At 41.6% G+C, this 19,726-nt stretch carries 20 protein-coding genes; 7 read left to right on the top strand and 13 right to left on the bottom strand.

Annotated elements, in window-relative coordinates; genetic code table 11:
- The first annotated feature begins 5 nt into the window (after positions 1-5).
- From LV83_RS17020 to LV83_RS17000, 5 genes are all read left to right on the top strand, one after another.
- The gene (locus LV83_RS17020; RefSeq protein ID WP_111612765.1) at positions 6-401 is read left to right on the top strand and encodes a group III truncated hemoglobin; all 396 of its coding nucleotides are present in this window, start codon (positions 6-8) and stop codon (positions 399-401) included.
- 280 nt (positions 402-681) lie between these two features.
- A complete protein-coding gene (locus LV83_RS17015) occupies positions 682-1,350 on the top strand; it encodes a 3-keto-disaccharide hydrolase (RefSeq protein WP_111612764.1) in 669 nt (222 codons plus the stop codon).
- A 139-nt stretch (positions 1,351-1,489) separates the two neighbouring features.
- Positions 1,490-2,512, top strand: coding sequence for a hypothetical protein (locus LV83_RS17010; RefSeq protein ID WP_111612763.1), 1,023 nt, complete (start codon positions 1,490-1,492; stop codon positions 2,510-2,512).
- 112 nt (positions 2,513-2,624) lie between these two features.
- A complete protein-coding gene (locus tag LV83_RS17005; RefSeq protein WP_111612762.1) occupies positions 2,625-3,506 on the top strand; it encodes a formate/nitrite transporter family protein in 882 nt (293 codons plus the stop codon).
- A 50-nt stretch (positions 3,507-3,556) separates the two neighbouring features.
- The gene (locus LV83_RS17000; RefSeq protein ID WP_111612761.1) at positions 3,557-4,702 is read left to right on the top strand and encodes a DUF4221 family protein; all 1,146 of its coding nucleotides are present in this window, start codon (positions 3,557-3,559) and stop codon (positions 4,700-4,702) included.
- 150 nt (positions 4,703-4,852) lie between these two features.
- Here the strand turns inward: LV83_RS17000 and LV83_RS16995 are convergent, their stop codons facing one another.
- Together LV83_RS16995 and LV83_RS16990 are read right to left on the bottom strand one after the other, a co-directional pair.
- The gene (locus LV83_RS16995; RefSeq protein ID WP_111612760.1) at positions 4,853-5,635 is read right to left on the bottom strand and encodes an NYN domain-containing protein; all 783 of its coding nucleotides are present in this window, start codon (positions 5,633-5,635) and stop codon (positions 4,853-4,855) included.
- A 119-nt stretch (positions 5,636-5,754) separates the two neighbouring features.
- On the bottom strand, positions 5,755-6,642 hold the full coding sequence (locus LV83_RS16990; RefSeq protein WP_111612759.1) for a dienelactone hydrolase family protein: 888 nt from the start codon (positions 6,640-6,642) through the stop codon (positions 5,755-5,757).
- Between the two features lie 220 nt (positions 6,643-6,862).
- Between LV83_RS16990 and LV83_RS16985 the strand changes: the two genes are divergently transcribed.
- Both LV83_RS16985 and LV83_RS16980 read left to right on the top strand, forming a co-directional pair.
- Positions 6,863-9,037 (top strand): B12-binding domain-containing radical SAM protein, encoded by a 2,175-nt coding sequence (locus LV83_RS16985; protein WP_111612758.1) that lies wholly within the window; start codon positions 6,863-6,865, stop codon positions 9,035-9,037.
- A 190-nt stretch (positions 9,038-9,227) separates the two neighbouring features.
- A complete protein-coding gene (locus LV83_RS16980) occupies positions 9,228-9,794 on the top strand; it encodes a Pycsar system effector family protein (RefSeq protein WP_111612757.1) in 567 nt (188 codons plus the stop codon).
- A gap of 64 nt (positions 9,795-9,858) precedes the next feature.
- Here LV83_RS16980 and LV83_RS16975 read toward each other — a convergent pair whose 3' ends face one another.
- The 11 genes from LV83_RS16975 to LV83_RS16925 all read right to left on the bottom strand — a co-directional run bounded on the left by LV83_RS16975 (position 9,859) and on the right by LV83_RS16925 (position 19,712).
- On the bottom strand, positions 9,859-10,440 hold the full coding sequence (locus LV83_RS16975) for an O-methyltransferase (RefSeq protein ID WP_111612756.1): 582 nt from the start codon (positions 10,438-10,440) through the stop codon (positions 9,859-9,861).
- Positions 10,441-10,516: 76 nt separating this feature from the next.
- Positions 10,517-11,218, bottom strand: coding sequence for an SIMPL domain-containing protein (locus LV83_RS16970; RefSeq protein ID WP_111612755.1), 702 nt, complete (start codon positions 11,216-11,218; stop codon positions 10,517-10,519).
- A gap of 155 nt (positions 11,219-11,373) precedes the next feature.
- Entirely contained in the window at positions 11,374-12,345 is a 972-nt protein-coding gene (locus LV83_RS16965; RefSeq protein WP_111612824.1) for a Kelch repeat-containing protein, read from the bottom strand.
- Positions 12,346-12,394: 49 nt separating this feature from the next.
- Entirely contained in the window at positions 12,395-12,694 is a 300-nt protein-coding gene (locus LV83_RS21820) for a type II toxin-antitoxin system RelE/ParE family toxin (RefSeq protein WP_111612754.1), read from the bottom strand.
- Positions 12,691-12,930 carry an addiction module protein gene (locus LV83_RS16955; RefSeq protein ID WP_111612753.1) on the bottom strand — a complete coding sequence of 80 codons (240 nt, stop codon included), beginning with the start codon at positions 12,928-12,930 and terminating at the stop codon, positions 12,691-12,693. Before LV83_RS16955 ends, LV83_RS21820 begins: the two co-directional genes overlap by 4 nt.
- A gap of 191 nt (positions 12,931-13,121) precedes the next feature.
- A complete protein-coding gene (locus LV83_RS16950) occupies positions 13,122-13,970 on the bottom strand; it encodes a prephenate dehydrogenase (protein WP_111612752.1) in 849 nt (282 codons plus the stop codon).
- 133 nt (positions 13,971-14,103) lie between these two features.
- Positions 14,104-15,249: a pyridoxal phosphate-dependent aminotransferase gene (locus LV83_RS16945; RefSeq protein ID WP_111612751.1), complete on the bottom strand. Its 1,146-nt coding sequence runs from the start codon at positions 15,247-15,249 to the stop codon at positions 14,104-14,106.
- Entirely contained in the window at positions 15,249-16,073 is an 825-nt protein-coding gene (locus LV83_RS16940) for a prephenate dehydratase (protein ID WP_111612750.1), read from the bottom strand. Before LV83_RS16940 ends, LV83_RS16945 begins: the two co-directional genes overlap by 1 nt.
- A 3-nt stretch (positions 16,074-16,076) precedes the next feature.
- Positions 16,077-17,318: a 3-phosphoshikimate 1-carboxyvinyltransferase gene (locus LV83_RS16935; RefSeq protein ID WP_111612749.1), complete on the bottom strand. Its 1,242-nt coding sequence runs from the start codon at positions 17,316-17,318 to the stop codon at positions 16,077-16,079.
- A gap of 11 nt (positions 17,319-17,329) precedes the next feature.
- Entirely contained in the window at positions 17,330-18,373 is a 1,044-nt protein-coding gene (gene aroB / locus LV83_RS16930) for a 3-dehydroquinate synthase (protein ID WP_111612748.1), read from the bottom strand.
- Between the two features lie 241 nt (positions 18,374-18,614).
- A complete protein-coding gene (locus LV83_RS16925; protein ID WP_111612747.1) occupies positions 18,615-19,712 on the bottom strand; it encodes a chorismate mutase in 1,098 nt (365 codons plus the stop codon).
- Between the last annotated feature and the right edge of the window lie 14 nt (positions 19,713-19,726).

Genomic DNA, 19,726 nt, shown 5'->3' with positions numbered 1-19,726 from the left:
AAAAAATGGATAAGATTGATATCAAAACGAGGAAGGAAGTTGATTTTTTGGTGAGGCGTTTTTATGATCAAATACGTCAGCATGATACGTTGGGGCCGATTTTCAACGGAGTAGTCAAAGATTGGGACACTCATTTAGTGCATCTCAGTGATTTCTGGGAGATGATTTTACTCCAGACAGGGCCTGGTGCAGGCAAGTTTAATCCAGTCCGAGTACATCGCCAAGTAGATGCTGAAGTGGATAATAGTATAGAGCAGGCTCACTTTGGGAATTGGCTTGAGCTGTGGTTTCAGACCTTGGACAGATATTTTGAAGGAGAAAATGCCAACTATGCCAAGGAGCACGCACGAAGAATGGCGCATATGCTTTTTATGAGAATCTGGGAAGCGAGGGTGAAGTAGTGGTCAGTTGTCAGTTTTCAGGTGGTGCATGTCAATACCTAGACCAAATGCAGTCTGAAGGCAGCTAAATCAACTTTCCTACTAATTTAGAAGTCTGAAGGCAGTATTATTTTTGGTTCAAACCCGCCTGTAGTCGGACAGGACTGAAGTCATAAACTAAACTGTAGGAATAGGTCTCTCTACTTGATACTTATTGCCATAAATAGTATTTGAGGACGTTCATCATGAGAATTGAAGTATTATTTTTAGCTTAAGGAATCTTTACCACTATCCCAAAATCATGAAAAGAATCACCTTTATCCTGTTTTTTGCTTCAATTGTTTTTTTCGCCCAAAGTCAAACCATCAATCTCTTTGATGGAAAAAGTCTGGAGGGCTGGCACATGGATGTCCCGGATTTGGAAGCAGATAGTTCGTTGAGAATCCCTTTTATCATCCGCGATGGGTTATTAGTGAGTTTGGGAAACCCTCAGGGGCATTTGATCACCGATGTTGAGTATGATAATTATACCTTAGAGCTTGATTATCGCTTTGCTGGAGAGCCGGGCAATTGTGGGATTTTGGTTCATGCATCTACTCCAAGAGCACTCTACGACATGTTCCCAAAGTCCATTGAGGTTCAGCTGATGCATTCTAATGCCGGGGATTTTTGGTGCATCGAGCAAAATATAGAAGTGGAGGACATGGAGGCAAGACGTGGACCAAAGGAGAATTGGGGGGTCAATGGCAGAAAGCTGAGAAGAATTAAAAATCTTACAGACGATTCCGAAAAGCCCTTAGGCGAGTGGAATCATATCAAAATCCGCTGCGATGAAGATAAAGTAACTGTTTGGTTAAATGGGGACTTAGTCAATGATGGATTTAATGCCACTACTACCCGGGGTAATATAGCTTTGCAGGCAGAAGGAGCAGAGGTAGAGTTTAAAAATGTTATGCTAACAAAGCTTTAATATCACATGACCGTACCTCAATCAATAGAAATATTATCCATTAAGTCCTGAAAATGTATACCTTAGAAAGGTTAAATCAGGCTTGAATAGCCTAATGGAAGTAGTTTAATTTGTTTTTTTAAGCTTAAAATATAGGAGTATGAAAAAGTTTTTGTCCCTCATTTCTTGTTTCATTTTTATTTCTCTTGTTGCAATCGCCCAGCAAGATGAGCTATTGTTTGATTCAGATGAAATTTTAGAAGTTAGCATGAAGTTTTCAGTGAAAAAGCTTCGCAATGAAACCAATGATTCCACGCTATTGGATTCGTATTTAATCTATAAAAACACGGATGGTTCCCAAGATACTTTGGATGTGGGACTTAGGGTAAGGGGTAACTTCCGCAGGGAAAATTGTTTTTATCCACCCGTCAGAATGAGGTTAAAAAAGAGGGAGGGGAAAGGGAATATTTTTGATGGAAGTAGAAATTTGAAAATAGTTTTCCCTTGTGCTACTAATAAAAATGCTGATTCATTTATAGTAAAGGAATATCTCTGCTACCAACTCTATGAAGAAGTGAGCCAATACACGTTCAAAACACGGATGATCCGGGTCAACTTTCAAAATGAGGACGATAAAAAAGGCCGGACCGAGCAGTTTTTGGGCTTTTTGATTGAAGATGACGATAAAGTTGCTGAGCGTTTCGATGCAGAAGTTTTGGAAAATAAGAAAGTAGCCGGGACTTTTCTGGAGGACACTGCAGCAGTTCGTCATGATTTATTTCAATACATGATTGGCAACACAGACTGGTCGAGTCTATACCAGCATAACATGAAAATCCTAAAGCTGGACTCGAAAACTGCTATTCCCTTGGCCTATGATTTTGACATGACCGGCATGGTAAAGCCGCCTTATGCACAAGTCAGTAGTCTAGTTGATATCGACGACGTGAGCCAACGATTGTATAGAGGGTTTTGTAGGGATGAGGCGCTAATGAAAACAATTAGAGATGAGTTTTTGAGCAAAGAGCAGCTTCTTTTTGATCATATTCAGCAGCTGGCACATTTGGTGCCTGATCAGGAGGTTAAGAATATGACTACTTATCTGAAAGAATTTTTTGTAGTTCTGAAAGACGATCGGCTTTTTGAAATCAATATTTTATCTGCCTGCAGAACCTCCGAGTAGTTTTTCTAGTTGATCCTTGACTAGACAAGGAAAGTTGATTTAAAGGCTTTTGTTTGCTTCTAGTCAATTCTGATTAATTTAAGACAAAGAGCACCTGTAACCACCGATTTTAATGGCTTGGAAAAAAGAAAAAACTGAGGAGCAAGTTGCCGAAGAGCAGCAGAAAGAAATTGATAAAGAGCTAAGAAAGTCAAAGTCTAAGGGTTCTGATTCTGCCAAATCCCATGGAGAGATTCTTCGTGATCAAATTGTAGATGCGCTGGAAACGTATGACAAAAGCTATCAGAGCTTGTTTACGAGTTCTCTTACTGCAGGACTGGAGATTGGTTTTAGCTACCTACTGATTTGCTCACTTTACTTTTTTTTGATTGGCTCAGTGGCTGATAGTTCCTTGATCCGTATTGTGTCATTGGTTTACCCGCTGGGATTTATTTTAGTGGTTTTGGGACAAAGTATTCTTTTTACTGAGCAAACGGCTTTGCTGACGCTACCTGTTTTGAATAAAAAGAGAAGTGCCGGCAGTATGTTTAAGCTCTGGGGAGTAGTAATTGCCGGAAACCTAGTTGGAGGCTACATAATCGCATTAATTTTACTTTGGTTAGGCCCTCATTTGGGGATTTTCACATCAGAAGTTGTTGTTGAAATTGCTTTACATGTCATTCATCCAAGTACAGCGGTGATTTTTGTCAGTGCGATTGTAGCTGGTTGGTTGATGGGTTTACTTTCGTGGCTGCTTGCTTCTTCCAGGGACACGATCAGTAGAATCGTGATAATTTTTATCATAACCGCGGTCATGTCATTCACAGGATTGCATCACAGCATTATCGGTAGCGTGGAGGTTTTTTCCGGAATGTTAAGTTCTCCTGATATTTCACTTTGGGACTATATAGCTTTCCAAAGCACAGCCTTGATCGGGAATGCATTTGGCGGAGCCACTTTCGTGGCTTTGTTGAAGTACCGAGCTTTTGTATTCAATATAGTAGCGAAGAACTGAGTTAAGGTAATTTAACTTAGTTAATTAGTTCGGGCTAATTACCTTGGAGAATGAAAAGACTGATACTCCCAATTATTATAGCGCTGTTATATTTTTCATGTAGTCAGAAAGATATTAACAATCCACAGAAATTGGTATCCGACGGGCAGCTTGTTTCCCTTCCCATTGACAGTCAGACTTCGAATGTAAGTGGTGGTTTAGTGGCTTTTCAGGGAGAGGATCGTTCTTGGCTTTTCAACGTGAATCAGACAAATAATGAGGTGCAGTTATATGATCTGGATTCAAGAAAAATGGAAAAGCGAATGATTTTTGATCTGGAAGGACCTGAAGGAGTAGGAGCGATCTTGGGGATTCATGTCCAGAATTTAGACAGTATTTTTTTATTTGGATATCCTAGTCTCAATCTCAATCTTACCGACACAAGCGCTAAAGTCAAGGCAAAGTATACCTATGAGCCACCAATTGACTATTTGGCCGCTTTTCTTCACAATGCCCACTACAATTACACGCCAATTCTTAGCGGAAGTAAGTTGCTGGTAAACGCAAAGTTTGAAGGAGACCAGAGAACTATTTCAGATGATACACTTGCCTCAAAAAAGCTTAGCTATGTGATTGACTTGAAGAGCTCCGAAGTAGAGCTATTGCCTATCACTTGGCCAGCTGGCTATAATACTTCAGGGCCAAAACTATTGGATTTCAGTATGGCTTCTGATGGAGAAAAATTAGTCTATTCGCTAGTCGCCGACCACAACTTATATGTCGCGGATTTAGATGGAAATCTAATCAAACCTGTGAATGCCAAAAGCCAGTTTGTAGATCAGGGCTTTCTTAGTTTTCAGGAAGCAACTGATAGATTTAGCACGATGAAGTACGTCTTTGCCTCGGACCGATATGAGCGAATTTTGTACGATGAGTTTCGGGGAGTTTTTTACCGCTTTGTTTACCCGAAAGTAGTAGTGGAAAGTGAGGGTGAAATTGACCAGCTTAGAAGATTTCCCCGAAAGTTTGCTGTGATGATTTTGGACAAAGAACTGAATGTACTAGGAGAAACGCTCTTCCCTGAAAACACCTACTATCCTGGAAATTCCTTTGTGAGTCAGGAAGGACTTTATATTTCCATCAGTCACCCTGACAATCCCAAAAACGAAGAGGATCTGATGCGTTTTGAGGTGTTTAGATTGGAAGAAGTGGAGTGAGGAGTGTCTGGTGTCTGATGCTGGATGTCCGGTGCTCGGTGTACCATTGCAAAGCTTAGATGCCTTGGGTCTAAAAAAGCTAGAAGCAATATAGAAAATGCTTAAAACTTAAATTGAGCCTACATCGGTCACCCGACACCCATCACCCAACTATTTCAACTTCACCAGCGGATAATTCAATCCATTTACCAGATTCTTTACCAAAACGTATTTGTCCAAGTTTTTGAATAGCTCCGTGAGATTTCGGAAGCCATAGGATCTAGGGTCAAAGCTGGGGTCTATTTTTCTCAATGATGCCCCGATCTTGGCAATGTGGATTTCTTCTTCTTCATCTGAGGAGATTTCAAAAGCCTTGTCGATGATACTGAGATCAAGTTCCGCACTTTCTTTTTCAGGTTGTTCTTTTTTGATTTCTTCGTTCACGACCACATTTTTGCGGGCAGTATTACTTTGAGTTTTCTCTGCTTTTTTGGTAGTCGATTTTGGTTTTTCTGCAGGCAAAAGGTTCTCAGCGTAGGTAAAAATCTCACAGGACTGTACAAAAGCTTTTGGTGTGATCCTGCGTCCGATTCCCATCACAAACATACCTTCTTCACGTATTCTTTTTGCCAAACCCGTGTAATCTGAATCCGAAGAAACGATGCAAAAACCGTCCACACTGCCGCTGTGGAGGATGTCCATGGCGTCGATGATCATGGAACTGTCGGTGGAGTTTTTACCAGTGGTGTAGGAGAACTTCTGGATGGGGCTGAAAGAATGCAGGTTGATCATTTCCTTCCAGCTGTTCATATGTGGGGTGGTCCAGTCTCCGTAGATTCTTCGGATGGTAGCCTTACCGTATTTGGAAACCTCTTCGAGAATTTCCTTAATCAATTTCGCTTGTGCATTGTCGCCGTCGATAAGGACAGCGATGTTGAATTTATTGTTATTCATGTATAAAAATATAAGTTATCTGCCCTAAAGTTAGCAATTACTAGGCCGAGGTTGTGATATGGAAAGGAAAGTGCCAGGAGTGATATACCTGGCACTTAGAATAATTGATAGAAGTCTTCTTACCCCATCTTCTCCTTAAAAAAACCAATCGTTCTATCCCAAGCCAACGTTGCGGCATCTTCATCATATCTCGGTGTGGTATTGTTATGAAATCCGTGGTTCACATCTGGATAGATAAAGGCCTGATTTTCCACATTATTAGCATCTAGCGCTTTTTCGTATGCCGGCCAGCCTGCATTTACCCGCTCGTCAAGGGCAGCAAAGTGCAGCATCAGTGGGGCTTTGATTTGCGCAGCTTCTTCTGCTGATGGTTGGCCTCCATAGAAAGGAACGGCGGCATTTAGTGTGGGGATTCTAACGGCCATCATATTGGATATCCAGCCCCCAAAGCAGAAACCTACCACAGCTACTTTTCCATTGCAGTCAGGGTGGCTTTTCAAATACTCATAAGCTGCGATAAAGTCCTCTAGCATTTCATTCCGATCACGCTTGCTCTGCATCGCACGGCCTTCGTCGTCATTGCCGGGATAGCCACCCAGTGGAGTTAGTGCATCAGGAGCCAAAGAAATAAAACCAGCTACCGCCGTTCTCCTTCCCACATCTTCTATGTAAGGATTGAGACCTCTGTTTTCATGGACGACTACTACTCCCGGAACTTTGCCGCTCATTCCGGCAGGAGTGGAAAGCAATCCTTTGATTTTGCCTCCTCCTTTGGGAGAATCGTAGTTAATGTAGTTTGATTCCAAGCGAGTATCATCTGCTTTGATTGTGCGGGTGTCTTCATAGTTTGGCATCATCGCACTCATCAGTGCAGCTACGGTCACACCACCAACTGCATAAGCAGAAAGCTTCTCTATAAATTGTCTTCGCTCCAGTTTATTGTGAGCATATGCATCGTATAGGTCAAAAACGCCTTGATCTATGTCTTCTTTTTTTAATTCCTTCATGGTATTGGTGTTATGGGTTGTTGTGTAATTTACAAGAAATTAGTACTAAGTATCAAGTACAAAGTACAAAGTATCAAGATCCAAGCCGCCAACCGACAACCGACAACTGACAACCGATAACTGATAACCGACAACCGATAACCTCCAACCTCCAAACTTCCCACTTCCAACTTCCTTTTATTCTTCCGAACTTGCATCCCTAATTCACCCACATAGCATTTTGGTACAGAAAATCCTCTTCATCACCTCGCCTTTTACCCAGCTGAACACGCCATACCCGGCTACGGCATATCTGAAAGGATACCTCAATCAGATTGGCGTAGCTTCAAATCAGGTGGACTTGGGTATTGAAGTGATTTTGGCCCTTTTTTCCAGAAAGGGTTTAACCAATATCTTTGCCGAAATAGAAGCAAATGAGGCTGAAATGTCTGATAACATCGCTCGGATTGTTCGCTTGAAAGCCAACTACCTACAGACGATTGATCCGGTGATTGCTTTTCTTCAGGACAGAAATCCTACACTAGCTTATAGAATTGCCGAAGGAGATTACTTGCCGGAAGCGAGTCGCTTTGAGCAATTGGATGATCTGGAATGGGCTTTTGGTACGCTGGGAATTCGGGATAAGGCAAGATATTTTGCGACACTCTATCTGGAAGATATTGGAGATTTAATCTCAGAGCAGATCGATCCGCACTTTGGATTTAGCCGCTATGCCGAGCGACTGGGCATGTCAGCCAATTCCTTTGACGAAATGGAGGAAGCCTTAAATAAGCCTTCAGGTTCGATTGATGAATTGCTGTGTGACTTGCTGGAGCAAAAGATTCAGCAATATCAACCTACATCTGTAGCTTTCTCGGTTCCTTTTCCCGGTAATCTTTACGGTGCTTTCAAATGCGGGCAATACCTGAAAAAACATCATCCATACTTGTTGCTTTGGATGGGAGGGGGTTTTCCAAATACTGAACTTCGTTCGCTGAAGGAGTCTCGAGTTTTTGACTATATGGATTTTATCGTCTTGGATGATGGGGAAGCTCCGATTCGCTTGTTGCTCGATCATTTGGCTGGAAAAATCCCTGTGGATGAGTTGAAGCGAACCTTTACCAGGATTCATGGTCAAGTGAAGTTTTGCAATAACAACGCCGTCAAAGATGTTTCTCAGCGGGAAGTGGGCACTCCGGATTACAGCGATTTGCTGATTCGGGATTACCTCTCCGTGATCGAAGTGGCCAATCCCATGCATAGACTTTGGTCGGATGGTCGCTGGAATAAAATGACATTGGCGCACGGTTGCTATTGGGGAAAATGCACGTTCTGTGATGTTTCGCTAGATTACATCGGAAGATATGAGCCGATCACCGCCTCGATTCTGTGTGATCGGATCGAGGAAATCATAGCCCAAACGGGTCAGAATGGTTTTCACTTTGTAGATGAAGCAGCTCCGCCTGCTTTGATGCGGGACTTGGCGATCGAGATTTTGCGAAGACAACTTTCGGTGACTTGGTGGACGAATATCCGCTTTGAAAGTAGCTTCACGGCAGATCTTTGTCGCTTGCTGAGAGCGTCTGGATGCATTGCTGTTTCCGGCGGTTTGGAAGTGGCTTCGGATCGTTTGTTGGCTTTGATCAAAAAGGGTGTGACTGTTTCGCAGGTAGCTCAGGTTACCAATCACTTCACCCAAGCGGGCATCATGGTTCATGCCTATCTGATGTATGGTTTTCCTACGCAGACAGCTCAGGAGACGATTGATTCATTGGAAATGGTGAGACAGTTGATCCAGGCAGGTGTAATCCAATCGGGTTTCTGGCATAGATTTGCGATGACTGCCCACAGTCCTGTTGGCTTGGATCCAAAAGCTTTTGGAGCAGTGAATTTGATGCCTGTTGCCGGTACATTTGCAAATAATGACCTTCCTCACAAGGATCCTACAGGAGCTGATCATGAGCTGTATGGAGAGGGGCTGCGCAAATCACTTTTCAATTACATGCATGGCGTCTGCTTTGATGTGCCACTTCAGGACTGGTTTGAGACTAAGGTTCCGAAAACAACAATTCCAAAGAATTATATAGCAAACGAAATTAGAAATGAGCCTTCTACCGAATACAAAGATCGAAATAGAATCTTGTGGATTGGTGCTCAGCCGGAATTACAAGTTTTCGAAGAGGACGAACTTTCTGAGTTGATTTTCTCAGGTAAAAAAGAAGACTTCGCAATGGAGCTTCCACTTGAGTTAGGAGAATGGGTCTTCGAAATGTTGCAGACTGTTGGATATACCCAAAATCTCAATACGCTGAAGCCGATTCGGGAAAGCTACGAGTCGGAAATTGGTGACTTTGAGGAGATGCTGGAATCAGAAGTTTGGGAGATTCTGAGGGAGCATGGATTGTTGGTTTTTTAGGGTAACATTCGACTTTTCTTGGAACCGTAGTTAAGTGGGAAATAATCTGGTTTTTAGTATGTCAGAAAGGCAATCAATGATTTCCTCTTTGATATGATTTTGAGAGGAAATGTCTAATTTAAACTCTCTCTGAGACTCACCGCCTCTCGGTAAATTAATTTGTAAATTCAGTTCGAACAACTTTAAAGAAATGGAAGAATTTTTGGAACCAAAGAAAGATAAAACAGAAAGAGCAACTCAGACTTTTTTTAGAGTGACTTTTATGAATAATTGTAATCTACTGCAGATTGCTGACAACAAAGCTAATATTGTGATCAGCATCAATGCGCTGGTGATTTCCTCTTTAGTTGCTATTATTGGCTACGGAACTATTTCCCAACAGTTTGATTATCAAAAGACAACGACCTTGATTCCAATCATGGTTTTAATCACGACTTGCCTAGTGTCTACTATTTTGGCTGTGCAGGCCGCCCGTCCTAAATTTCTAGGGAGGAGAAAGAATCATGAGGAGGAGACTAAGTCAAGTGTGATGTTTTTTGGAGTTAGCTCCCATTTTACGCTTGAAGAATATCTCACTGAAATTGATCAAATCTTGCCTTCCAAAAAACAAGTTCAAGAGCAAATGGCCATTTCCTTATATTATCAAGGCAAGGTTTTAAATAGAAAATATAAGCTTTTGGCCCATGCCTATACAGTTTTTATCATTGGGTTGGCTGTAGGAGTAGTTACTTTTTTTATATACTTAATCGCGTTATAAACCTTGTTGAAGAGGGTTTTAAGCTTAAGTTGTTAGAATTAACCTGGACTTGAGTTTTTTTGAGTTACTTCAATTTGGTCATCAAAATTATTCCTGTTGACCAATCCATTTTGGTCATGCAAAAGTCTTCTCGTTTTTCCAACGTTGAAACTAGATTTTGCACTTTCTGTGCATGTCCCTCAGGCCAATTTGGTTGCTCGTTCATATCATCAATCACATAGATGCCACCTATTTTGACCAAATCCAGCACCTCATCTAACTCGCTGTATTTTCCAGGCCAAGCATCTGCAAAAATCAAATCAAATTTATCACCTGAATAGTTTTTAATCCATTCAGCTCCGTCTTGACAAAGGATATTGACCCTTGGGTCAAGCATAAAAAAATTACTGACTATTTCTGTGAGTTGTGGGTCAGTGTCAATAGAAATGATGTTTCCACAATCGTCCATACCATCAGTCATCCAAGAGAGAGATAGTCCAATTCCTGTTCCAAGTTCGAGGAAATTACCACAAGGTTTGCTTGCAACTAGTGATTTTAGTAGAGTGCCTATATAGATATCGGAAGGCATATCAAAGCCTATTTCCTGAGATTTCGCTTCTATAGTTGCATGCGCTCTAGGTCTATTAACAATTTCTGAAAGATTCATCAAATAAAAATTTTAAAGTTGGAAGAGCACGAAGACTCAAAAAGTAACGTAAAAATCCGCTTTCGCGGATTTCAATTTAGTAAGTATATTTCACATATACGCGTTTTTGCAGACTTTGCTCATCAGGATTTAGCAATGGAGGAGCTGAAGCTGCATCTGCACTGGTCCGCATCATTTCCATTTTCGCATATGCAAAAGCCACAGGTTGTGATTCCAAAGTGACGCGGTGCACTCGGATAGATTTGATGCCCAAAGTCTGAGCGATCAGTTGAGCTCTGCTTTCAGCATTTCTTAAAGCTGCAGTAAGCAGTTCATCTTCTAGAGACTTTTGAGTGGCCTCAGAAATCCGGAAATTCAGATTAAAACTCATATCGCCTGAACCTTGAATGGATTCTACTATCTTCTGAAGGTCTTCATTTTTACTGTTTGTCACCACTCGTAATGATTGGCGCGCTACATAGCCGGAATCTCGCTGTGTTCCTCCTCTGTATACACGATTGACATCGACCGAATAATTGTCTGCAATTAATTTATAGTCCTTGATTTTTGCTTTTTTCAAGGCGTCAGCGAGTAATTGTGTTTTCTTATTTATTACAGCTACTGCATCTGTAACTTTCATTGCTTTTTCTTCCAAATTAATCTGGAAAGTCGCTTCGTCAGGTGCAATCTTTTTTTCGCTAAATCCTTCCACTTCAATCAAAGGCACAGTCATGTTGTCCTGAGCAAAAAGTGGGGCCACCATAAAAAAGGCAAGTAGTAGAGTTATGTAATTCTTCATGTGTGTTTGGTTAGTTTCTACTTTAAGTATTCAAAATGAAAGCCAGTTTTATAAAAAAGTATTTCAATTAAGGGAAATTAAGGAAACAGAGAGCCCCCATATTCTATGATCAATGTTCAATTCCCGAATTTAAAATCAGCCAAAATCACTGATACTTACTTCCATTCCATGACTTCCATGGTATTTAATTCTGGTCCGCCACCGCGTTTTGCGCTACCTGCAGCTACATAAAGCTTCCCTTTGTGGTAAATCACTCCAGTACCGTGTCTTCCTTGGTTTAAATCTGGAAGTTTTGACCATTCGCCAGTATGCGTATTGAGAATTTCCACTTCAGCATGAGATGGCTCCTGAACTGTACTTTCGCCATTCATGACTAGTAAACATTTCCCTTTCGCAATGGAAGAAGTTCCCCCTCTTGGGGTGGGAAGTCCAGCTTCTACTGTACCCCAGGAATTGGTTTTAAAATCAAAGAAATCAACTTCAGGAATCACCAAGTCCAACACCTTTCCTATCTCAGCATGGGAAGTTCTTCCCCCGGCAGCATAAATTTTATCCTCTACCAGCACAGCACCGAAGTGATCTCTAGGCCGTGGTGCATCTGGAAGAACTGTCCATTTACCTGTTTTCGTGTCATACTCATCAAACCAGGGAACAAAATCGGCATAGTGTCCATCGACGATTCCGCAGACTAAATAGATTTTGTCTCCACGGACTGTTACTCCCACTGAACCTCTTCTTCTATCTTCTGGGATTTCTGCACCTTCCCGCCAGGTATTGGTTTTTGGGTTGAAAATCAAGAAATGTGTCAACGGAGTCTCATGTGGATATCCACCAGTCAGCGCGCCGATTACATAAATTTCATTTTTGAATGATATGGCTTGAAAGTGGTGAAATTCGATGGGAGCCATAGCCAGTGTCTTCCACCTATTTGTCTTTGGATCGTATTCTTCAATTGGTTTGATGCCTCGCCCACCAAGGAGATAAAACTTACCATTGTTTTCCACAAAGGAGTTTTCATGCCTTGGAAGAGGATAATTGACCATTTCTACAGTGGTCCATTGATCTTCAGTTTGGGAAAAAGCAACTGTAGAGATCAGCAGCAGGGTGAGCGTGAAAAAATGTTTCATAGGAAGTAAGGGAATAGTTTTTTGGATGAATAATGCCATCAGAAAATGTCTATCTCATAGAATAATCTTGAGGGTTTTGATGCGTATGAATTATTGCGAGGATAACAATTTGACCTTTGGGGCTCTTAATCATATAATGAATATGATAAGGAAATTGGTTGAGAAGTATTGTCCTTACTTCTTTGTATTTAATTTGAAAACCTTTAGGTGATTGAGCAATACGATTTTTAGCTTCTCGTATGCGATATAAAAATTGCTTTGATAATTTGGGATCTATTTCGCTGTAATAGCCAATAGCCTTTACTATGTCATTTTTGACTTTTGGTCTATTGACAAAGCTGAAATTCATGGCTCGCTTTCAATATTTTTAAGCGTTTCTTCAAAATCATTGACATTGTCAGGATCACTGTAATAGTCGGAGAGACGGTCGTCAAGAATCTCCTTTTGCCATGACGTTAAATCCGGCGAATTATCAAAATCTTTATTCAATTCTGAATATTTTGACTTTAAGGCTTGCCATTCCTCGATTGGGATTATGACGCCCGTGGTTTTTCCTTCCTTATCTTGAATGTATTGAAGTGCCATTGCTTTGTCTATTTAATTGGAACACGGTATTAAGATACTGATTTAATGAATTAAAGTTTATACCTTTTTTTCAATTTAGCTTCTGGATAACTTTTTGCTATTTCATTCAAACACATCAAAAACCCCATCTTTTTATCCCCAATCGAGCTTTTCCATTATTTGAAATCATACATCCGAAATTAGAAATCAACTCATTTTTCCAAATCCAGAATATCCCCAATCTTATTGATTTCAGCCATATCATCAGATAATCCTTGTCCGTCACTAGCCGAAATCTTATCACGGAATGCTGTCAAATTCGAAATATAGCCATCTAAAGCTGATAAGATATTATCCTTGTTTTCTGTAAAAATAGGCGACCACATGGCCGGGCTAGACTTTGCCAGACGCACCGTGGAAGCAAATCCAGAACCTGCCATGTCAAAGATGTTTTTCTCATCTTCCATTTTTTGCAGTACAGTTTTGCCAAGCATAAATGAGGAAATATGCGACAAGTGAGATACAAATGCCAAATGACGATCATGCTCCTCCGGATCCATAAATCTCAATTTCAGATTCAATGCATCAAAAAGCTCATATGCCTTCTCCTTCAATTGCAAATCAGTTTGCTCTAGCTCACAGACGATAAGTACTTTGCGGTCCAGCAGACCTGCAAATGCTGCTTTTGGCCCAGAATACTCCGTTCCGGCAATCGGGTGGGCAGCTAGATATTGTTTTCTTTTTGGATGCCCCGCCGCCAAAGCACAAAGTTTTGCTTTGGTAGATCCCACGTCAAAAACTAAGGTGTTTTCACCAATTTGATCAAGAGTTTTCGAAAGTAAATCGCCCAAAGTGTCTGCAGGAGTAGCCAATATGACGATATCAGTATCTGCATCTGGTGCATCTTTGGACTCTTGAATGATTCCAAGATTTAATGCATCCTGAAGATTTTTCTCACTTGCATCAGTGCCTGTAATAAGAATTTCAGGAAATTTATTCTTTGCTGCCAAGCCAAATGAACCTCCAAGAAGTCCCAAGCCTACAATGTGTAATTTTTTCATATGCTTATTTTTTAATTTTTTTCTACTTCTCCTAAAGCACAACTATATGCTTAACTCTAGTGTTGAGGCATCTTCGGTCTTCCAGCCCATTAAACAAAGAAAATAAGCCCAATAGTATGACTGTGGTTAATATTTACTTAATCCTGTTTATTGCTTCCAGTATTTTAAACTCAGGCATACACAGCGAAAAGCGAACATACCCCTCGCCGGCTGATCCAAAGATCTTTCCTGGAGTGATGAATATATTTCTCTCATAAAGTAATTCGTCAACAACTTGATCTGACGATTTCCCTTCAGGCACTTTGCACCAGACAAATAGCCCCGCAGCATTGGTGTCATAGCTCAGATTTAATTTGTCAGCTAGTTTCCAAACCAGTTTTCTACGGCTCTGGTAAGTGCTTTCGATATCAGAAAACCAGCTTTCACCAAGATTAAGTGCTGCAACAGCTCCTTTCTGAATTCCCAGAAACATCCCGGAATCCATGTTACTTTTCACTTTCAGCACTTTCGAAATCCAGTCTTCCCGTCCAACCAGCATACCCACTCTCCAGCCTGGCATGTTGAATACTTTACTCAGAGAATTTAGCTCCATCGCCACCTCTTTCGCTCCTGCAATAGACAGAATGCTGATCGGCTCTTTTGTCAATATATGACTGTAAGGATTGTCATGAAGTAAAACGATCTCATGTTTTTTGGCAAAAGCCACCAACTCTTGCAAAATAGCTCTGCTTCCAGTTGCGCCAGTTGGCATGTGTGGATAATTGATCCACATCGTTTTCACTTTACTTAGGTCCTGATTTTCCAATTCTTCCAGATTCGGTCTACCAGCTTTACTTAGGTCAATTCCGTAATAAATTGCTTTGGCTCCAAGTAAATTGGTAACGGAAGTGTAAGTCGGATAGCCTGGATTTGGGATCAAAACCTCATCTCCGGGATTCAGGAACGTCATGCTCAGATGCATGATACCTTCTTTAGAACCCATCATTGGAAGGATTTCCTTATTTGGATCTAAGCTCGCGCCATATTCCCTTGAATAGAAATTCGCGATGGAGGTTCGCAGCTGTGGAATTCCTTGATAACTTTGGTATCCGTGCGCCTGCGAATTATCTGCGGTGCTTTTTAGCGCCTCAATCACATTTTTGTCTGGCGCTAAATCCGGGCTTCCAATACCTAAGTTAATGACTGGTTTTCCATCAGCAATCATCTGATTCACCTCTCTGAGCTTGGCGGAAAAGTAGTACTCTTCTACACTGTTTACTCGATCTGCAAAGCCTTTCATTATTTCCTACTTATGTATTCTCCAAAAATTTTCACCTCTCCAAAACTAGTCCGAATTTCCTCAATTGTCTGCGAGAAAATGGAATGATCTTCAAAAACCAAGTCTATGAAGAATGCATATTCCCAAGGTTTTTCTATCACAGGAATCGACTGGATTTTGCTTAAGTCAATCCCATTTTCGGAGATCAACGTCAGCAACTTGGCCAGTCCACCTTTTTGGTTTTGAATGGTCACTTTAATTGAGGCTTTATTTGCCCCATCTGATGGCTTTACATCTTCTTTTTGAAGGATTATAAATCTTGTAAAGTTACTTTTCACCGTCTGGATATCCTGTGCGATGATCTCCATGCCGTAAATATCAGCTGCAATAGTAGATGCGATTGCTGCAACACCTTTTAAGTTTTCTGCGGCAATATCTCTCGCTACGGAAGCAGTGTCGGTGTCTTCTTTCAGTTTGATGTGTGGATGCTGCGCAAAAAAAGCTTTGCACTGCAACAGCGCCATAGGGTGCGAGCGAACCTCGTTAATGTCAGAAATCGTATGGCCCGGAAGCGCCATGAACTGGTGCCCAATCGGCAAATAATATTCATCCTGAATGTTCAATCCGTACCGATCAATCAAATCATAATTTGGTAAAATCGCTCCGGCGATGGAGTTCTCAATCGCCATCACGGCAAAATCTGCTTCGCCATTTGCTACCGCTCTTGCCACTGGTTCGAAAGTGGTGTAATCAAGAATTTCTATATCCTCACCAAAATTGCGAAGCGCGACTTGATGGTGAAAAGATCCAGGAACGCCCTGGATGGCTATTTTTAAAGTACTCATAACTTAAGCTTGGCTTACGATGGAGATTCCCGCAAGCTGGCAATGCTTCCAGAAACTTGGGTAAGATTTATCCACCACGGAAGGATCTTCTATACTTACTCGTGTTTTGGTGATCAAAGGCATAAATGCCATCGCCATTCTGTGATCATCATACGTATGGATCTTTACTTCAGTAGGCATAGTTACAGAAGGAATCACCTGATACACCTCAGGTTCGATTTCCTTCAGATCTGCGTTGAACTTCGCCAGCTCTTGCTGCAATGCATAGATTCTATCCGTCTCCTTGATTTTCAAACTTTCCAATCCCGTAAACGTCGCATTTTGCCCTAAGATCGCACAAGTCACTGTGATGGTTTGGGCCAAGTCTGGGCAGTGAGTGAAATCCCAATGTGTTAACCCTTTTACCGGTTGCTTTTCCAGTAAAACTCCACCATCCTTAAATGTACTTTTTATGCCAAGCTGCCCCATGATTTCTACCACGGCCGAATCTCCCTGGAGGCTGTTTTCTTTCAATCCAGATAGAAAAAGCTCACCAGAATCGGCACAGGCTAATAAGCTGAACCAGTATCCAGCACCGGACCAGTCACTTTCTACTGCGAATGTAGTAGGCTGATAAGCTTGATGGGCAACAGTGATTTTGTTGTCTTGCCATTCGTAGCTGATTCCAAATTGAGACATAGAATCCAAGGTCATTTCTATGTAAGATCGCGATCCTACCTTGCCTTCCAATTCGAGCTCCAAGCCCTTGGGCAACAAAGGAGCAATCATGAGAATTGCGGAAATGTATTGGCTGGAAACGTCTCCTCTGATTTTTATTTTATTGCTTTTCTGCTCTGTAAGTCCATGAACAGCCATGGGTGGATAGCCTTCCACTCCCAAATAATGAATCTCTGCACCCAATGTTCTGAGCGCATCCACCAAAATTCCAATCGGTCGCTCACACATCCGTGGGGTTCCAGTCATGACCTTGTTTTGGTTGGTGATCGTAGCGTAAGCAGTCAAGAATCGCATTGTTGTTCCCGCATCTAGCACGTCAAAAACTGGTGGGTTTTTCTCCAGCAAAGAGATCATCGTCTGCGTATCACGAGCTTCAGCCAGGTTGCTGAGTTCATTTTTTCCTTCCGTGAGCGCATCAATAATTAGCACGCGATTAGACTCGCTTTTGGAAGAAGGAAGAGGGATTTGTGTAGCCGAAAAATCTGTTTTCTGAGCCAGATGAATCGTTTCCTTGGTTTCAGTAGTCAAAATATTGGTAATTAGGTCTGAGGTAAATTTTGGTAATATTGGATTGCTTCTTGTATTTCCTCCCTAGTGACAGGAATGTTGTACGTGCAATCTCCGATGGAACGGAGTAGAGAAAACATCAGTTCTTTGCCTTCATTCTTTTTGTCTTGTAGGCAAAAATCTAGAACAGCCGGAAGATCAGTTTCCAGAATTTCTATTTTGCCATATACTTTCAAAAATGCAGATTGGATTTGCTGCAATTCTTGCATTGAAAGGTCTAATTTCTTGTGTGAGAGCCAAGCTTCGCAAATCATTCCGACAGCAATGGCTTCTCCATGTAATAGGTGTTTTGGTCCATCCAAAAAATACGTTTCAAAAGCATGACCTATCGTATGCCCAAAATTCAGGATTTTGCGCAAGCCAGCTTCTTTCGGGTCTTCTTGGACCACAGATTTTTTGATCTCGACAGAATGATGGATCAGCGGAGTCCAATAGGAATTTTCCCAATGCTCAAAATCCAGACTCTCGAAATATTTCTTATCCCGGATCAAACCATGTTTGATGATCTCAGCAAAGCCGGATCTTAGCTCTTGTTTGGGCAAAGTCTTCAGGAATTCAGAAGCTACAATGACCGTCTCTGGCTCATTAAAAACGCCCAAGTGATTTTTCAAACCTTCGAAATCCACTCCCAATTTTCCACCCACACTTGCATCCACTTGAGACAGTAGGGTAGTCGGCATATTGATAAAGCGAATTCCCCTTTTGTATATGCTGGCGCAAAAACCACCCATATCACCTAAAACCCCTCCTCCAATATTTAGAAAAAGCGCTTTTCTGTCATGTTGAGCTTCCGTCATGGCAGCCCAGATTTGCATGCAGGTAGCTATGGTTTTATTCTTTTCGCCAGATTCAATGGTGAAAAAAGTACTGTTGGAAGGGAAAACTTCTTCTACCAAAGGCAGGCAATGAGCCTTGGTGTTTTCATCTGTTAAAATAAAAAGACTGGAGTAGTTGATTTCGCTGAGTACTGCGGTCAAATCTACAGATGCATTTTCAGAAAAGATTATAGAGTCCACGAAGAAGAGATTTTACTGAGTCTAAAATTAGAGTAAAAATCTGAGGAGAAATATTCCCCTCAGATTTACTATAAGCTCAGTGTTTATGAATTTTACATTTACTGAATTCCGCATTTGACTTAGTAATGCTCAAAGTGGCATATTGGACGATGAAACCAAGCGAGAGGGCGACTTCGGTCATCGGTCTTCCGTCTAATCAACCACTGAAAATGAGGCTACTGGGATCATTGCGGAACCCTCTTTATTTCTTCACCGTATCCGCTTCTCTAAGTTGCTTTTCCTGACGCTTTACGGATTCCTCGTGGATACAATAAAGCAACTCACGCATGAATTTCTCGCTAAGGTTTTTCTTAACTCCCTTTTCGGTACGGCCTTCCATTACTTCTTTCCAGCGATTGGATTGAAATACGGATAGGTGATGCTCTCTCTTATGGGCTCCGATCTGGTCGATCACTGCGAATCTTTCCTGAAGAATATCCAATAGCTGATCATCCAGGTGATCTACAGCTCTTCTCAAGTCATTCAATTTTTCGCTTGGCTGCTCAGATTCCAGAGGTTTTTTGAAATCTATAGCTGAAAGAATTTCTTTCAAACGAGCTGGAGTTACTTGCTGCTTAGCATCAGACCAGGCTTTGTCCGGATCATGGTGAGTTTCGATCATTAAACCATCCAAACCGAAGTTCATCGCTTTCTGAGAGATTTCAAGGATTCCATCTCTTTTTCCTACGATGTGAGAAGGGTCATTGATAACTTCCATGCCAGTCCACACACGTTTCAGGTGCATCGGCATAGACCAGTTTGGTTTGTTTCTATATCTCTTGTCGTATGCGTCAGAGAATCCTCTGTGGATCGCCGCCAATTTAGTCAGGCCTACTGCGTGGAATCTCTCAAGTGCACCCATCCAAAGATCAAGATCAGGGTTCATTGGGTTTTTTACCATCACAGGAATATCAGAACCAGCTAATGCGTCAGCAATTTCCTGTACTGCGAAAGGATTCACGGTAGTTCTAGCACCTACCCAAACGACGTCCACGTTGTTTCTAAGGGCGATTTCCGCGTGAGCTGCATTTCCTACTTCTACAGTGATCGGGATATTTAGGTGGTGACGAACGATCTCCATCCACTTTAGGCCTTCCTCTCCGATGCCTTCGAAACTTCCTGGTCTAGTTCTTGGCTTCCAGATTCCGGCACGGAACATAGATGGGATGACATTGTTTTCTTTCATCTCGATACAAATCTGTTCGATTTGTTCAGGAGTCTCTGCGGAGCAAGGCCCTGCGATGATGGTTGGTCCTGTGAGTCCTAGACCCCAGTCTTTGATTTGCTTGTGTTCTTTCATGTGTTTGTTATTTA

Origin of the sequence: Algoriphagus yeomjeoni (genome assembly GCF_003259505.1) — a bacterium.
Classification (GTDB): domain Bacteria; phylum Bacteroidota; class Bacteroidia; order Cytophagales; family Cyclobacteriaceae; genus Algoriphagus; species Algoriphagus yeomjeoni.
This window is presented reverse-complemented; position numbering and strand designations above follow the sequence as displayed.

Bases quoted from the DNA above. Each gene is read 5' to 3' on its own strand.
- LV83_RS17020 (WP_111612765.1), top strand. From the start codon at position 6: ATGGATAAGATTGATATCAAAACGAGGAAGGAAGTTGATTTTTTGGTG.
- LV83_RS17015 (WP_111612764.1), top strand. From the start codon at position 682: ATGAAAAGAATCACCTTTATCCTGTTTTTTGCTTCAATTGTTTTTTTC.
- LV83_RS17010 (WP_111612763.1), top strand. From the start codon at position 1,490: ATGAAAAAGTTTTTGTCCCTCATTTCTTGTTTCATTTTTATTTCTCTT.
- LV83_RS17005 (WP_111612762.1), top strand. From the start codon at position 2,625: ATGGCTTGGAAAAAAGAAAAAACTGAGGAGCAAGTTGCCGAAGAGCAG.
- LV83_RS17000 (WP_111612761.1), top strand. From the start codon at position 3,557: ATGAAAAGACTGATACTCCCAATTATTATAGCGCTGTTATATTTTTCA.
- LV83_RS16995 (WP_111612760.1), bottom strand. From the start codon at position 5,635: ATGAATAACAATAAATTCAACATCGCTGTCCTTATCGACGGCGACAAT.
- LV83_RS16990 (WP_111612759.1), bottom strand. From the start codon at position 6,642: ATGAAGGAATTAAAAAAAGAAGACATAGATCAAGGCGTTTTTGACCTA.
- LV83_RS16980 (WP_111612757.1), top strand. From the start codon at position 9,228: ATGGAAGAATTTTTGGAACCAAAGAAAGATAAAACAGAAAGAGCAACT.
- LV83_RS16975 (WP_111612756.1), bottom strand. From the start codon at position 10,440: ATGAATCTTTCAGAAATTGTTAATAGACCTAGAGCGCATGCAACTATA.
- LV83_RS16970 (WP_111612755.1), bottom strand. From the start codon at position 11,218: ATGAAGAATTACATAACTCTACTACTTGCCTTTTTTATGGTGGCCCCA.
- LV83_RS16965 (WP_111612824.1), bottom strand. From the start codon at position 12,345: ATGAAACATTTTTTCACGCTCACCCTGCTGCTGATCTCTACAGTTGCT.
- LV83_RS21820 (WP_111612754.1), bottom strand. From the start codon at position 12,694: ATGAATTTCAGCTTTGTCAATAGACCAAAAGTCAAAAATGACATAGTA.
- LV83_RS16955 (WP_111612753.1), bottom strand. From the start codon at position 12,930: ATGGCACTTCAATACATTCAAGATAAGGAAGGAAAAACCACGGGCGTC.
- LV83_RS16950 (WP_111612752.1), bottom strand. From the start codon at position 13,970: ATGAAAAAATTACACATTGTAGGCTTGGGACTTCTTGGAGGTTCATTT.
- LV83_RS16945 (WP_111612751.1), bottom strand. From the start codon at position 15,249: ATGAAAGGCTTTGCAGATCGAGTAAACAGTGTAGAAGAGTACTACTTT.
- LV83_RS16940 (WP_111612750.1), bottom strand. From the start codon at position 16,073: ATGAGTACTTTAAAAATAGCCATCCAGGGCGTTCCTGGATCTTTTCAC.
- LV83_RS16925 (WP_111612747.1), bottom strand. From the start codon at position 19,712: ATGAAAGAACACAAGCAAATCAAAGACTGGGGTCTAGGACTCACAGGA.